General features: G+C 52.8%; 15 protein-coding genes. 13 read left to right on the top strand and 2 right to left on the bottom strand.

Going from position 1 to position 13,729, the window contains the following annotated elements:
• Positions 1 to 62 precede the first annotated feature (62 nt).
• Positions 63 to 623: an ADP compounds hydrolase NudE gene (gene nudE / locus OGY19_RS00610; RefSeq protein WP_115602375.1), complete on the top strand. Its 561-nt coding sequence runs from the start codon at positions 63 to 65 to the stop codon at positions 621 to 623.
• 112 nt (positions 624 to 735) lie between these two features.
• On the opposite strand, the gene mrcA is transcribed toward nudE, so the two are convergent.
• Positions 736 to 3,288 carry a peptidoglycan glycosyltransferase/peptidoglycan DD-transpeptidase MrcA gene (mrcA, locus tag OGY19_RS00605; RefSeq protein ID WP_186336728.1) on the bottom strand — a complete coding sequence of 851 codons (2,553 nt, stop codon included), beginning with the start codon at positions 3,286 to 3,288 and terminating at the stop codon, positions 736 to 738.
• A 120-nt stretch (positions 3,289 to 3,408) separates the two neighbouring features.
• On the opposite strand from mrcA, the gene OGY19_RS00600 reads away from it, so the two are divergent.
• The 12 genes from OGY19_RS00600 (at position 3,409) to trpS (ending at position 13,592) form a co-directional block, all read left to right on the top strand.
• Positions 3,409 to 4,188 carry a type IV pilus biogenesis protein PilM gene (locus OGY19_RS00600; protein WP_048213549.1) on the top strand — a complete coding sequence of 260 codons (780 nt, stop codon included), beginning with the start codon at positions 3,409 to 3,411 and terminating at the stop codon, positions 4,186 to 4,188.
• On the top strand, positions 4,188 to 4,727 hold the full coding sequence (locus OGY19_RS00595) for a PilN domain-containing protein (RefSeq protein ID WP_101742609.1): 540 nt from the start codon (positions 4,188 to 4,190) through the stop codon (positions 4,725 to 4,727). Before OGY19_RS00600 ends, OGY19_RS00595 begins: the two co-directional genes overlap by 1 nt.
• A complete protein-coding gene (locus tag OGY19_RS00590; protein ID WP_115601367.1) occupies positions 4,711 to 5,178 on the top strand; it encodes a HofO family protein in 468 nt (155 codons plus the stop codon). Before OGY19_RS00595 ends, OGY19_RS00590 begins: the two co-directional genes overlap by 17 nt.
• Positions 5,168 to 5,572: a HofP DNA utilization family protein gene (locus tag OGY19_RS00585; RefSeq protein WP_075551437.1), complete on the top strand. Its 405-nt coding sequence runs from the start codon at positions 5,168 to 5,170 to the stop codon at positions 5,570 to 5,572. The genes OGY19_RS00590 and OGY19_RS00585 overlap by 11 nt, the downstream gene beginning before the upstream one ends.
• Entirely contained in the window at positions 5,484 to 6,722 is a 1,239-nt protein-coding gene (gene hofQ / locus OGY19_RS00580; RefSeq protein WP_115601368.1) for a DNA uptake porin HofQ, read from the top strand. Before OGY19_RS00585 ends, hofQ begins: the two co-directional genes overlap by 89 nt.
• A 404-nt stretch (positions 6,723 to 7,126) precedes the next feature.
• Positions 7,127 to 7,648, top strand: coding sequence for a shikimate kinase AroK (gene aroK, locus OGY19_RS00575; RefSeq protein WP_003023552.1), 522 nt, complete (start codon positions 7,127 to 7,129; stop codon positions 7,646 to 7,648).
• 57 nt (positions 7,649 to 7,705) lie between these two features.
• Positions 7,706 to 8,794, top strand: a complete 1,089-nt coding sequence (gene aroB / locus OGY19_RS00570; protein ID WP_048213545.1) for a 3-dehydroquinate synthase — start codon at positions 7,706 to 7,708, stop codon at positions 8,792 to 8,794.
• 96 nt (positions 8,795 to 8,890) lie between these two features.
• Positions 8,891 to 10,195: a cell division protein DamX gene (gene damX / locus OGY19_RS00565; RefSeq protein WP_101743302.1), complete on the top strand. Its 1,305-nt coding sequence runs from the start codon at positions 8,891 to 8,893 to the stop codon at positions 10,193 to 10,195.
• A gap of 117 nt (positions 10,196 to 10,312) precedes the next feature.
• Positions 10,313 to 11,149 carry an adenine-specific DNA-methyltransferase gene (gene dam, locus OGY19_RS00560; protein WP_048213543.1) on the top strand — a complete coding sequence of 279 codons (837 nt, stop codon included), beginning with the start codon at positions 10,313 to 10,315 and terminating at the stop codon, positions 11,147 to 11,149.
• 17 nt (positions 11,150 to 11,166) lie between these two features.
• Positions 11,167 to 11,844 (top strand): ribulose-phosphate 3-epimerase, encoded by a 678-nt coding sequence (gene rpe, locus OGY19_RS00555; RefSeq protein WP_040231743.1) that lies wholly within the window; start codon positions 11,167 to 11,169, stop codon positions 11,842 to 11,844.
• Complete coding sequence (gene gph, locus OGY19_RS00550; RefSeq protein ID WP_048213542.1) at positions 11,837 to 12,595, top strand: phosphoglycolate phosphatase; 759 nt, start codon at positions 11,837 to 11,839, stop codon at positions 12,593 to 12,595. The genes rpe and gph overlap by 8 nt, the downstream gene beginning before the upstream one ends.
• Positions 12,588 to 13,592 carry a tryptophan--tRNA ligase gene (gene trpS / locus OGY19_RS00545; RefSeq protein ID WP_048213541.1) on the top strand — a complete coding sequence of 335 codons (1,005 nt, stop codon included), beginning with the start codon at positions 12,588 to 12,590 and terminating at the stop codon, positions 13,590 to 13,592. Before gph ends, trpS begins: the two co-directional genes overlap by 8 nt.
• A 74-nt stretch (positions 13,593 to 13,666) precedes the next feature.
• On the opposite strand, the gene OGY19_RS00540 is transcribed toward trpS, so the two are convergent.
• A partial coding sequence (locus OGY19_RS00540) for an IS1 family transposase (protein WP_071603212.1) occupies positions 13,667 to 13,729 on the bottom strand: 63 nt, incomplete at its 5' end.

Below are 13,729 nucleotides of genomic sequence, written 5' to 3'. Positions count from 1 at the left end.
ATTGCCGAAACCGTGCTGTATATCGCACAATAACCCCAGATTTCACAGCAAAGATCCTCATGATGAGCAAATCATTACAAAAACCCACGATTTTGAAAGTGGAAACCGTCGCACAATCCCGGCTATTTAAAGTCGAAAGCGTGGACCTTGAGTTCAGCAACGGCGTACGTCGTGTTTATGAGCGTATGCGCCCATCCACGCGCGAAGCGGTAATGATTGTGCCGATTGTGGATGACCACCTGATCCTCATTCGCGAATATGCGGTCGGAACCGAATCCTACGAGCTTGGTTTTTCCAAAGGGTTAATCGATCCGGGTGAAAGCGTGTTTGAAGCGGCTAACCGGGAACTGAAAGAAGAAGTGGGATACGGTGCGAAGGACCTGACGTTTTTGAAAAAACTCAGCATGGCGCCTTCCTATTTCTCCAGCAAGATGAATATTGTGGTCGCTGAGGATCTTTATCCTGAGTCGCTGGAAGGTGATGAGCCCGAGCCATTGCCACAGGTGCGCTGGCCGCTGGCGCATTTGATGGATCTGTTAGAAGACCCTGATTTTCACGAAGCGCGTAATGTCAGTGCGCTGTTCCTCGTGCGCGAATGGCTGAAAGGGCAGGGGCGGCTTTAGTTGCGATTGCCGGAACTCGGCTAACGTCTTATCCGGCCTACAACATCCAGCAATATCAAACAATTGTGCCGAAAATGTAGGCCGGATAAGCGAAGCGTCATCCGGCAAAAGATTAGAACAACTCGTGCGTCTCACCATTATCGATAATGGTTGTCCCCACCTCATGTACCGCCTGTTGCGTTGGCTGAGTACCTTCAATGAAATACTCTGCACGGCTGTTACCGCCGTTTGCCAGTTGGCCGGTGCTACGATCGATATTGACCGTAACGATACCCGGTGGTGGTGTCAGCGGCTGCTCAGGAACACCTTCTAATACACTCTTCATGTAGGCATCCCATGCAGGCTGCGCACTCTTGGCACCGCCTTCGTAGCCGGAGATTTGGTCTTTGATCGCGCCGGATGCCGTCGTATGTCCGAGATCGCGGCGATGATCATCAAAGCCGATCCATACCGAGGTCACCACCCCTGGGCCGTAGCCGGAGAACCATGCATCTTTCGAGCTGTTGGTTGTCCCGGTTTTCCCGCCGATGTCATGGCGCTGTAAATCGCGTCCTGCACGCCAGCCGGTTCCCATCCAGCCTGGTTCACCAAAGATATTGGTGTTCAACGCGCTCTTGATCAGGAAGGCCAGCGGCGTGTTGATGACGTGCGGTGCGTATTCTTGCGTGCCGCTTTGTGCGACCAGCGCCTGGTTAGCTTGCTCAAGCTGTGGCATTGGCACGGCGGCGTTTTGTTGTTCCTGAGATACCGCAACATCTTCAACGTTACTGTTTTCCAGCACGTTAGACTTCTGCGTATCGCCGTAAATTACCGGGATATCACATTCCGGGCAGGCAATTTTTGGCTTCGCCTCAAAGATAACGCCACCCATATCGCTTTCAATCTTACTGATGAAATACGGGTCGACCAGGAACCCGCCGTTTGCCATTACCGCGTAACCGCGAGCAACCTGCAGCGGAGTGAACGAGGCTGAGCCCAGCGCCAGTGATTCAGTATGCACAATATTCTGTGCCGGAAAGCCGAAACGCTGCAGATACTCTGCCGCGTAATCCACACCCATTGCGCGCATGGCACGAACCATCACCACGTTTTTCGACTGGCCGAGCCCCTGACGTAAGCGGATAGGGCCAGCATATTGCGGCGGTGAGTTTTTTGGCTGCCAGTCAGAACCTGCACCGGCATCCCAACGGGAAATCGGTACGTCATTCAGCATACTTGCCAGCGTCAGGCCTTTATCCATGGCGGCGGTATACAGGAAAGGTTTGATGTTAGAACCCACCTGGCGTAACGCCTGGGTTGCACGGTTAAACTTGCTCTGGTTGAAATCAAAACCCCCCACAAGTGCCAGCACTGCGCCGTTTTGCGGGTTAATAGAAACCAGTGCGGAGTTAACGTCCGGCACTTGCGCCAGCCACCAGGCATCTCCCACCTGGCGTACCCAGATTTGCTGGCCAGTCTGTACTACGTCGGTCACTTTACGCGGTGTTGGGCCTTGTTGAGTATCCGAACGATAAGGACGCGCCCAGCGCATACCTTCCATACGTAATGACACCGATGTTCCATCCGCCAACGCAGCGGTCGCTTCCTGTGGGTTGGCGCTGGTGACAACCGCGGGCAGCAGCGGACCGTAGGTCGGCAGCGCTTTCAGCGTATCGGTGATTTTTTTGCTGTCCCAACTGCTTTCGCCCACTTTCCACAGCACGTTCGACGGGCCGCGGTAGCCGTGGCGCATGTCGTAATCCATCACGTTGTTACGTACTGCCTGCTGAGCCGCCTGCTGTACTTTGCGCGTAATGGTGGTGGTGATGCGATACCCGTCTTCATAGGCTTTTTCGCCATAACGGTTATACATCTCCTGGCGCACCATCTCAGACAGATACGGCGCAGAGAAAGCGATTTCCGGCGCGTGGTAGTTGGCGTCAATCGCTTCATTACGCGCCTGATCATACTGGGCCTGCGTGATGTAGTTTTCGCTCAACATACGTGACAGCACGACGTTACGTCGCGCGGTTGCCCGGTCCATCGAATAGAGGGGGTTGAAGGTTGACGGCGCTTTTGGCAGACCGGCAATCACCGCAATTTCACTTAAGCTAAGCTGATCAACGGTCTTACCGAAATAGACCTGCGCGGCGGCACCCACGCCATAGGCGCGATACCCCAGGTAGATCTTGTTCAGATACAGTTCGAGGATCTCATCTTTACTCAGCAGTTGTTCAATGCGGATCGCCAGGAACACTTCTTTGATCTTACGCATCAGCGTACGTTCCGGGCTGAGGAAGAAGTTTCTCGCCAACTGCTGGGTAATGGTACTCGCCCCTTGCGACGCGTGGCCGGAGAACAATGCAACGCTGGCCGCACGGAAGATCCCCACCGGGTCTACCCCGTGGTGCTCATAGAAGCGGCTGTCTTCTGTGGCGATAAAGGCTTTAACCATTACCGGCGGCATTTGATCCAGCGTAACCGGAATTCGACGTTTCTCGCCATATTGCGCGATGAGTTCGCCGTCAGCACTGTAAACCTGCATTGGGATCTGCAGACGCACATCTTTTAGCGTCGCGACGTCAGGTAATTGTGGCTCGATATAGCGATAAAGGCCATAGATCGAGCCTGCTCCCAGCAGGATGCAACATACTGCAAGGATTAATAAATACTTTACGAACTTCACTGGAGATTTCCCATTTAGTGGCATTTGGGCAGTTTATAAACAAACGCGCGGTAGTATAAAGGCAAGCCAGACGCATTGATATACCCGTTGAAGGAACGGGTGATAAGGAGATCATCAGCAATGGCTTTTCGTATATGGAAAATTGGTCTGCATATTCAGCAACATGATGCGCTGGCTGTCGCTATCGTTCGTGACGCATCCGGTTGGGTCCTACAACGCTGGTGGCGTATGCCGCTGGCACATCAGGTTGTCGTCGATGGGCACATTCGTGAGCCGGAACAGCTTACTGCGGTGCTCCTGCCGTGGAGCCGTGAACTACCGCACAGGCACCATATTCACCTTTCTTTTCCTGCCAACAGGACGTTACAAAAAAAGTTACCCCGTCCAGCAATGACCCTACGCGAACCAGAGCAAACGGCATGGTTGTCTGGGGCAATGGCTCGCGAACTGGATATGGAGCCGGATGCGCTGCAGTTTGATTATAGCGAAGACACGCTAAGCCCGGCGTTTAACGTGACGGCGGCACAAAGCAAAGAAATATCGGCACTCCTGACACTGATGCATCCCCTGAAAGTACAGGTTACGGCCATTACGCCGGATGCCAGCGCCTTGCAGCGATTAATTCCTTATTTACCCGTGCATCAATCGTGTCTGGCATGGCGTGACGATACCCAATGGCTCTGGGCGAGCCGCACGGCATGGGGACGTAAATCGACGGGGGAAATTGACGATATTGACGCGCTTGCCGCGGCATTATCTCTTTGCCCTGTGGATATTGCGCTATGTGACGCTGGTGGCTTTGATCCCTTTAATGCGGTGTCCGTCCGCCAGCCACCGATTCCAACGGAAAGCCACAACTTTGCTGTTGCGCTTGGGCTGGCGATGGGAGGTGTGTACTGATGACGGCGAACATCAATCTTTTGCCCTGGCGTCAGTCGCGGCGGTATGCCCGTCTGCAATGGTGGGGAGCATTATTGAGTGGATCTTTACTGGTTATTGTGGGTATCGCGTTGGGTTATTACGCGCTTTCTCGCGTAGATAATCGGGTCGATTTACTGCTGGCTGATGCCGAAAAAATGCGGGCTGAAACCCTGATAGCGCTCAAGCCGCGCCTGCAACAGCGTCAACAACAATGGCAGCAGGCGCAACAAAGAGAAAAACGGCGTGAACAGATGCGAAGCTGGCAGTCTGTTTTACAAGGGGTGGCCGAGTTGCTGCCAGAACAGGCGTGGTTAACAGGAATGACCTGGCAGCAGGATACGCTGGAGCTGACAGGGCTGACGCTGAACGTTGCTGCGCTTCATAGACTGGAGACGCAATTACGTAAACACCCTGGGTTTCAGTTGGGAAGCTCAGGGGAAACGCGACAAGATGCGCAGGGACACTGGCAGTTTCACTATCGTCTGATACGGAGCGTTATGCATGCAGGCGCTTTGTGATGGCTGGTTAGCGCAGACGCCGCGGTTTCGACTTTTGTGCTGGGGCGGCTGGATGGTGGTTCTGATCGCGGCTGCGCTGTTGTGCCTTTATCCTGTAGAGCAACAACGGAAAGCGCAGCAGGCAGCATTAGTCCGTCAACGCGTGGCGATTCAAGATCAATGGCGCAATCTGTATCTGCTGGCGTCATCGGTTGAACAACCCTTTTCTCCCTCTGAAGCGAGGCCGGTTCCTTTTTCCCCATTGGTATATCAAAGCTCTCTTACACGTCTGATCCACTGGCAGCCCTCCGTACGGGGAGGCGAACTGGCGCTGAAAACTGCGTGGGATGCAGTCCCACACGTGTTTGCCCTACTGGCGGAACAGGGAATGAGTACGAGTCAGTTTTCTCTTAGTGCAGAAGATGCTGATGTGTTGTTGACGATACACCTGGAGCGTCTGAATGATGACTAAGCGCTGGCTGTTCGCGTGTTTTAGCGTGCTGTTGTTGACCGGCATGCGCAATCCCTTTCAGCCGCCAGAGGATCTCTGCCGGATGGCTGAGTTGTCGGCATGGCGTTATCAGGGGGCGGTGATCCAGGGAGGGCGCTCAATTGGTTTTATGCAGGATGGTCAACACAAATGGCGGAGGGTCGAGCAGCGAGATGTTCTGAATGGCATCTGGAGGGTATCTCAGGTGACAGCCCAAAGCGTAACTATCGACACAGGGAATGATTGTGAGCCATCACGGTGGCAGTGGCAACGACAAGGAGAGGCGAATGAAGCGGTGGATAGTCATCGTGCTGATGACCGTAATACCCAGCGTGCTGGCTGGGAAAGCACAAAACGTGACGCTGGTGGTCGATGATGTGCCCGTTGTACAGGTGCTGCAGGCGCTGGCGGTGCAGGAGAAGAAAAATCTGGTGGTGTCACCGGATGTTAGCGGTGTGCTGTCATTGCATCTGACGAATGTGCCCTGGAAACAGGCATTGCAGACAGTTGTGAAAAGCGCCGGGCTGGTATTACGCCAGGAGGGTAATATTCTGCATGTGCATTCTGTTCAATGGCAGAGTGAAAATGCGGCCCGCCAGGAAAACGAGCAGGCACGGATTCAGGCCAGCTTGCCGCTGGAACATCGCAGCATCATTTTGCACTATGCCGATGCATCCGAGTTGGCCAAAGCCGGTGAAAAACTGCTGAGTACTAAAGGAAGTATAACGGTCGATAAACGTACCAACCGCTTACTGCTGCGAGACAATTCTGTTGCGCTAAACACACTGGAACAGTGGGTGGCGCAAATGGACTTGCCCGTTGAACAGGTCGAGCTGGCGGCGCATATCGTCACGATTAATGAAAAAAGTTTGCGTGAGCTGGGGGTTAAGTGGTCGCTGGCAGATGCACAATTGCCAGGGGCGGTGGGGAATGTCACCACGCTTGCCAGCGACCTTTCTGTGTCTACTGCAACATCGCGGGTGGGATTTAATATTGGCCGCATTAATGGTCGTTTGCTGGAGCTTGAGTTGTCCGCATTGGAGCAAAAACAGCAGCTCGACATCATTGCCAGTCCTCGATTACTGGCTTCTCATCTGCAACCTGCCAGTATTAAGCAGGGCAGTGAAATCCCGTATCAGGTCTCCAGCGGTGAAAGCGGCGCGACTTCCGTCGAATTTAAGGAAGCGGTGCTGGGGATGGAGGTAACGCCGACCGTGCTGCAGAAAGGGCGGATCAGACTGAAACTGCATATTAGCCAGAATGTCCCCGGGCAGGTGCTACAGCAAGCGGATGGCGAAGTGCTGGCCATCGATAAGCAGGAAATTGAAACCCTGGTGGAGGTTAAGAGCGGTGAAACGATCGCGTTGGGCGGGATTTTTTCACATAAAAATAAATCAGCAGCTGACAGTGTGCCGTTACTCGGCGACATTCCGTTGCTCGGCCATTTTTTTCGTCATGATGGTAAAGAAGATGAGCGGCGTGAGTTAGTGGTTTTTATCACGCCCAGACTGGTCCCAACAGAATAACTTATGCATGAAAACCCGTTGTTTTCGCGCTGAACACGTTTCAGGGATTTGACGTGCGGGTGTATTTAGCATACAAGGAGTACCGATTTGAGTGTCGGGACTTTTCTGTACTTATGCAGCAGTGAATACGCTTCGCCTTTCCGGTGGTGTGTCATAGGCTTATTTGGCGTCATTTGGCTACACGATACGTCATCAGGTCAGATGTTTGCAGGGTAGCATGCCTGCCACGACCAGAAATGCGTAAGGTTTGGTGATTTATTCAGTTGCCAAACCCGCTTGAGTATTGAGATAATTTTCAGTCTGACTCTCGCAATATCTTATGAGGTTTCAGTTCATGTCCTGCTGCGCTGGGTGTCTGCGAAGCGGGTTTACCATTAACGAATAGTCTTAGTAGTACCGAAAAAATGGCAGAGAAACGCAATATCTTTCTGGTTGGGCCTATGGGTGCCGGAAAAAGCACTATTGGGCGCCAGTTAGCTCAACAACTCAATATGGAATTTTACGATTCTGATCAAGAGATTGAGAAACGAACCGGAGCTGATGTGGGCTGGGTCTTCGATGTAGAAGGTGAAGACGGCTTCCGTGATCGCGAAGAAAAAGTCATCAACGAGTTGACGGAAAAACAGGGTATTGTGCTGGCAACTGGCGGTGGCTCTGTAAAATCACGTGAAACACGTAACCGTCTTTCCGCGCGTGGCGTCGTGGTCTATCTTGAAACGACAATTGAAAAACAACTTGCACGTACTCAACGTGACAAGAAACGCCCGCTGCTGCAGGTAGAATCGCCGCCGCGTGAAGTTCTGGAAGCATTGGCCGACGAACGCAACCCTCTGTATGAAGAGATTGCCGACGTGACCATTCGCACCGACGATCAGAGCGCGAAAGTCGTAGCAAACCAGATTATTCATATGCTGGAAAGCAACTAATTCTGGCTGAATACACACTCGTCTGCGGGTACAAGTAACTAAGGTGGATGTCGCGTAATGGAGAGGATTACAGTCACTCTCGGGGAACGTAGTTACCCTATCACCATCGCGGCTGGTTTGTTTGATGAGCCAGCTTCATTCTTACCGCTGAAATCGGGCGATCAGGTTATGTTGGTGACCAACGAAACCCTGGCTCCCCTTTATCTCGATAAGGTTCGCGGCGTACTTGAACAGGCGGGTGTTAACGTTGATAGCGTTATCCTTCCCGATGGCGAGCAGTATAAAAGCCTGGCGGTGCTGGATACGGTCTTCACTGCGTTACTGCAAAAACCGCATGGTCGCGATACCACGCTGGTCGCACTTGGCGGCGGCGTGATTGGCGATCTTACCGGTTTTGCAGCAGCCAGCTATCAGCGTGGTGTTCGTTTTATTCAAGTCCCGACAACGCTGTTGTCGCAGGTTGACTCCTCCGTAGGCGGTAAAACCGCCGTAAACCATCCCCTCGGTAAAAACATGATTGGCGCGTTTTACCAACCTGCTTCCGTGGTGGTGGATCTCGACTGTCTGAAAACGCTTCCTGCGCGTGAATTGGCATCGGGCCTGGCGGAAGTGATCAAATACGGCATCATCCTTGACGGTGAATTTTTTAGCTGGCTGGAAGACAATCTGGATGCGTTGTTGCGTCTGGATGGTCCGGCAATGGCGTACTGTATTCGCCGTTGTTGTGAGCTGAAAGCAGAAGTTGTCGCAGCGGACGAGCGCGAAATGGGCTTACGTGCTTTACTGAATCTGGGACACACGTTTGGCCATGCTATCGAAGCTGAAATGGGTTATGGCAATTGGTTACATGGTGAAGCCGTCGCAGCAGGTATGGTAATGGCTGCCCGCACGTCAGAACGTTTGGGCCAGTTTACCTCCGCTGAAACGCAGCGCATTATTACGCTGTTGCAGCGCGCAGGTTTACCGGTGAATGGGCCGCGTGAAATGTCTACACAGGCTTATTTGCCGCACATGCTGCGAGATAAAAAAGTGTTGGCGGGAGAGATTCGTTTAGTGCTTCCGCAGGCGATAGGGAAGAGTGAAGTGCGCGGCGGAGTGTCGCACGAGGTGGTTCTTAACGCGATTGCTGATTGCCAGCAGGCGTAACAACAAGAAAGGTCAGGCTTGCGTTGTAAAGCGTAAGTCTTTTAGCTTCAGGTTATGTGCAAAGTCGTAAGCATTAACCTTTGAGTGGGGTGTTAAATGGATGAATTCAAACCAGAAGACGAGCTGAAACCCGATCCCAGCGATCGTCGTACTGGTCGTTCTCGTCAATCGTCTGAACGCGATAATGAGCCGCAAATCAATTTTGATGATGTTGATCTGGATGCCGACGATCGCCGTCCTGCGCGGGCACGTAAAGAGCGTGATGAAGAGCAGGACATTGAAGAAGACTATGAATCTGATGACGATGTTGTGGATGAAGAACGTGTAGAACGTCGCCCACGCAAGCGTAAAAAAGCGGTCAGTAAACCAGCCTCCCGTCAGTACATTATGATGGGTGTGGGTGTTCTGGTACTGCTGCTGCTAATTGTCGGTATCGGTTCTGCGCTGAAGGCCCCCTCATCTTCCTCTTCCAGCGAGCAGGCTGCGTCTGGTGAGAAGAGCATCGATCTTTCTGGCAGCAATGCGACGGATCAGGCGAACACCACAATGCCTGCGACGGGTGCTGAGCAGACCGCTGGCAATACGCAGCAGGATGTTTCTCTGCCGCCGATTTCCTCTACCCCGACTCAAGGCCAGGCACCTGCCACAGCGGAAGGTCAGCAGCGCGTCGAAGTTCAGGGCGATCTGAACAATGCACTGACGCAGCCGCAAGGTCAGGCACAGGTTAACAACGTCGTAGTCAACTCTACGCTGCCAACTGAACCTGCTACCGTAGCACCAGTTCGCAATGGCAATGCAGGGCGTCAGACTGCGAAGACTGAGCCAGCAGAACGTACTGCAGTTGCACATCAGGAACGCAAACAGGCTGTTATTGAGCCGAAGAGCAAGCCGCAGACCACGGTAAAAGCGACGCCGACAGAGCCAAAACCTGTTGCCCAGGCGAAACCAACCGCAACTGCGCCGACTACCACAACCAAAGCGCCTGTGGTAACCGCTACGCCGAAAGCGACCGCTGAGCCGAAAGCAACCACGACGGCGCCAGCACAGACCGCAACGCCTGCGCCAACGGCGACAGCAACAACGACAACACCTGTTGCTGGCGGAGCGAAAAGTGCAGGGAACGTTGGCGCGTTAAAATCAGCGCCATCCAGTCACTACACGCTGCAGCTCAGCAGTTCCTCTAACTACGACAACCTGAATGGTTGGGCGAAGAAAGAGAACCTGAAGAACTACGTGGTGTACCAGACGACGCGTAACGGTCAACCGTGGTATGTTCTGGTGACGGGCGTGTATGCGTCTAAAGAAGATGCAAAACGTGCAGTGTCTACGTTACCCGCCGACATTCAGGCGAAAAACCCGTGGGCAAAACCGCTGCACCAGGTTCAGGCCGATTTGAAGTAAGATAGGATATGTTCTGCAATGGTTTGCTGTTTCGCCCAATTGCGGGACAAAGACTAAAGCGCAGGATGCTGTCGGAGCTTTCTCCACAGCCGGAGAAGGTGTAATTAGTTAGTCAGCATGAAAAAAAATCGCGCTTTTTTGAAATGGGCAGGGGGGAAATATCCCCTGCTTGATGACATCAAACGGCATTTACCTCAGGGTGAATGCCTGATTGAACCCTTCGTGGGTGCCGGGTCGGTGTTTCTCAACACCGACTTTTCTCGTTATATTCTTGCCGATATCAACAGCGACCTTATCAGTCTCTATAACATCGTGAAGACGCGTACCGATGAGTATGTGCAGGCTTCACGTGAGCTGTTTATGCCTGAAACGAATCAGGCTGAGGTGTACTACCAGTTCCGGGAAGAATTTAATGCCTGCCAGGACCCGTTCCGACGTGCAGTGCTGTTCTTATATCTCAACCGTTTTGGCTATAACGGGTTATGCCGTTATAACCTGCGTGGTGAGTTTAACGTCCCCTTTGGTCGTTATAAAAAACCTTACTTCCCGGAAGCCGAGTTGTACCATTTTGCTGAAAAAGCGCAAAATGCAGAGTTCCATTGCCTCTCCTATGAAGAGTGCATGGATCGCGCGGATAGCAACTCTGTGGTCTACTGTGACCCGCCATATGCACCGCTCTCGGCGACGGCAAATTTCACCGCGTATCATACCAACAGCTTTAGCCCGAAAGAGCAGGCGCATCTGGCCGAGATGGCAGAAAAGCTGGTCAGTAAGCAGATCCCGGTGTTAATTTCGAATCATGACACGCCGGATACCCGCGAATGGTATCGAGCGGCGAAACATTTTCAGGTCAAAGTGCGGCGCAGTATAAGCAGCAACGGCGGCACACGTAAAAAGGTGAACGAACTGCTGGCACTATACAAACCAGGAGTCGCAACGCCTGCGAAAAAATAATTCTCAAGGAGAAGCGGATGAAACAGTATTTGATTGCCCCCTCAATTCTGTCGGCTGATTTTGCCCGCCTGGGTGAGGACACCGCGAAAGCGCTGACCGCGGGTGCTGATGTCGTTCACTTCGACGTCATGGACAACCACTACGTGCCGAACCTGACCATCGGCCCGATGGTACTGAAATCGCTGCGTAAATATGGCATCACCGCTCCGATTGATGTTCATCTGATGGTGAAGCCCGTTGATCGTATTGTCCCGGACTTCGCCGCCGCTGGCGCCAGCATTATTACGTTTCATCCGGAAGCCTCCGAACACGTCGATCGCACTTTACAGCTGATCAAAGAGCATGGCTGTAAAGCGGGGCTGGTGTTCAACCCGGCAACACCGCTGAGTTATCTGGACTACGTCATGGATAAGCTCGACGTGATCCTGCTGATGTCCGTTAACCCAGGCTTTGGTGGACAGTCCTTTATCCCGCAAACGCTGGATAAGCTGCGCGAAGTGCGCCGTCGCATTGATGAATCTGGCTATGACATCCGTCTGGAAGTGGACGGCGGCGTTAAGGTGAACAACATTGGTGAAATCGCGGCTGCCGGTGCGGATATGTTTGTCGCAGGCTCTGCTATTTTCGACCAACCAGACTACAAAAAAGTCATTGATGAAATGCGCAATGAACTGGCGAAGGTAAGTCATGGATAAATTTCAGGACATTCGGGGCGTAGCATTTGACCTCGACGGTACGCTGGTTGACAGTGCGCCGGGATTAGCCGCAGCGGTGGATATGGCGCTGTATGCGCTGGAACTGCCGGTAGCCGGTGAAGAACGCGTTATCACCTGGATTGGCAATGGCGCAGACGTACTGATGGAGCGCGCGCTGGCGTGGTCTCGTCAGGAGCGCGCGACATTACGTAAAACGATGGGTAAACCGCCCGTTGATGATGATATTCCCGCTGAGGAACAGGTACGTATTTTGCGTAAGCTGTTCGACAGATACTACGGTGATGTCGCAGAAGAGGGGACATTCCTGTTCCCTGATGTTGCCGACACGCTGGGCGCGCTGCATGCGAAAGGATTGCCGCTGGGTCTGGTGACCAACAAACCGACCCCGTTTGTCGCGCCATTACTCGAAGCATTAGATATCGCCAAATACTTTAGCGTGGTCATCGGTGGTGACGACGTGCAGAATAAAAAACCGCATCCGGATCCGCTGCTGCTGGTGGCAAGCAAGCTTGGCATCAAGCCTGAGCAAATGCTCTTCGTAGGGGATTCACGCAATGATATTCAGGCGGCAAAAGCTGCTGGCTGTCCGTCCGTTGGCCTGACCTATGGCTACAACTACGGTGAGTCGATCGCGCTGAGCCAGCCCGACGTTATTTACGACCGTATTAATGAACTACTGCCCGCTCTCGGGCTTCCGCATAGCGAAAATCAGGAATCAAAAAATGACTAAGCCCATCGTTTTTAGTGGCGCACAGCCCTCAGGTGAATTGACCATTGGCAACTATATGGGTGCGCTGCGTCAGTGGGTGAGCATGCAGGATGACTACCATTGCATCTACTGCATCGTTGACCAACATGCTATCACTGTTCGTCAGGACGCTCAGCAGTTGCGTAAAGCAACGCTGGATACGCTGGCGCTGTACCTGGCATGCGGTATCGATCCTGAAAAAAGCACCATTTTCGTCCAGTCTCATGTGCCGGAACACGCACAGTTAGGTTGGGCGCTGAACTGCTACACCTATTTCGGCGAGCTGAGCCGTATGACCCAGTTCAAAGATAAATCCGCACGCTATGCGGAGAACATCAACGCCGGGCTGTTTGATTACCCGGTGCTGATGGCGGCGGATATTCTGTTGTATCAGACCAACCAGGTACCGGTTGGTGAAGATCAGAAACAGCATCTGGAACTGAGCCGTGATATCGCTCAACGTTTTAACGCCCTGTACGGCGATATCTTTAAAGTGCCTGAGCCGTTTATTCCGAAATCCGGTGCGCGCGTCATGTCGCTGCTGGAACCGACGAAGAAAATGTCCAAGTCGGATGACAACCGCAATAACGTGATCGGTCTGCTGGAAGATCCGAAATCTGTGGTTAAGAAAATCAAACGCGCGATGACCGACTCGGAAGAGCCGCCGGTTGTGCGCTACGACGTGCAGAATAAAGCGGGTGTTTCCAACCTGCTGGATATCCTCTCTGCCGTTACTGGCCAGAGCATTCCTGAGCTGGAACAGCACTTTGAAGGCAAAATGTATGGTCATCTGAAAGGTGAAGTCGCAGAAGCTGTCTCCGGCATGCTGACGGAGCTTCAGGAGCGCTATCACCGTTTCCGTAACGATGAAGCTTTCCTGCAGAAAGTGATGAAAGACGGTGCGGAAAAAGCCAGCGCGCGTGCCTCTGTTACGCTGAAAGCCGTGTATGAGGCTATTGGCTTTGTTGCCAAGCCGTAATACTTTCTGCATTGCTGAAAAAAACCGGGAATTTCCCGGTTTTTTTGTATCTGCGCAAAGGTAATGACTCCAACTTATTGATAGTGTTTTATGTTCAGATAATGCCCGATGACTTTGTCATGCAGCTCCACCGATTT

The sequence above is a fragment of the Citrobacter sp. Cy070 genome (assembly GCF_030332245.1).
Lineage (GTDB): Bacteria > Pseudomonadota > Gammaproteobacteria > Enterobacterales > Enterobacteriaceae > Citrobacter > Citrobacter youngae.
Note: the sequence above shows the minus strand (reverse complement) of the source record. Positions and strands in the feature narration are given on the sequence as shown.

Coding starts and splice junctions, on each gene's coding strand:
- damX (WP_101743302.1), top strand. CDS start 8,891: ATGGATGAATTCAAACCAGAAGACGAGCTGAAACCCGATCCCAGCGAT.
- aroK (WP_003023552.1), top strand. CDS start 7,127: ATGGCAGAGAAACGCAATATCTTTCTGGTTGGGCCTATGGGTGCCGGA.
- gph (WP_048213542.1), top strand. CDS start 11,837: ATGGATAAATTTCAGGACATTCGGGGCGTAGCATTTGACCTCGACGGT.
- OGY19_RS00585 (WP_075551437.1), top strand. CDS start 5,168: ATGATGACTAAGCGCTGGCTGTTCGCGTGTTTTAGCGTGCTGTTGTTG.
- OGY19_RS00595 (WP_101742609.1), top strand. CDS start 4,188: ATGACGGCGAACATCAATCTTTTGCCCTGGCGTCAGTCGCGGCGGTAT.
- hofQ (WP_115601368.1), top strand. CDS start 5,484: ATGAAGCGGTGGATAGTCATCGTGCTGATGACCGTAATACCCAGCGTG.
- trpS (WP_048213541.1), top strand. CDS start 12,588: ATGACTAAGCCCATCGTTTTTAGTGGCGCACAGCCCTCAGGTGAATTG.
- OGY19_RS00590 (WP_115601367.1), top strand. CDS start 4,711: ATGCAGGCGCTTTGTGATGGCTGGTTAGCGCAGACGCCGCGGTTTCGA.
- rpe (WP_040231743.1), top strand. CDS start 11,167: ATGAAACAGTATTTGATTGCCCCCTCAATTCTGTCGGCTGATTTTGCC.
- dam (WP_048213543.1), top strand. CDS start 10,313: ATGAAAAAAAATCGCGCTTTTTTGAAATGGGCAGGGGGGAAATATCCC.
- nudE (WP_115602375.1), top strand. CDS start 63: ATGAGCAAATCATTACAAAAACCCACGATTTTGAAAGTGGAAACCGTC.
- OGY19_RS00600 (WP_048213549.1), top strand. CDS start 3,409: ATGGCTTTTCGTATATGGAAAATTGGTCTGCATATTCAGCAACATGAT.
- aroB (WP_048213545.1), top strand. CDS start 7,706: ATGGAGAGGATTACAGTCACTCTCGGGGAACGTAGTTACCCTATCACC.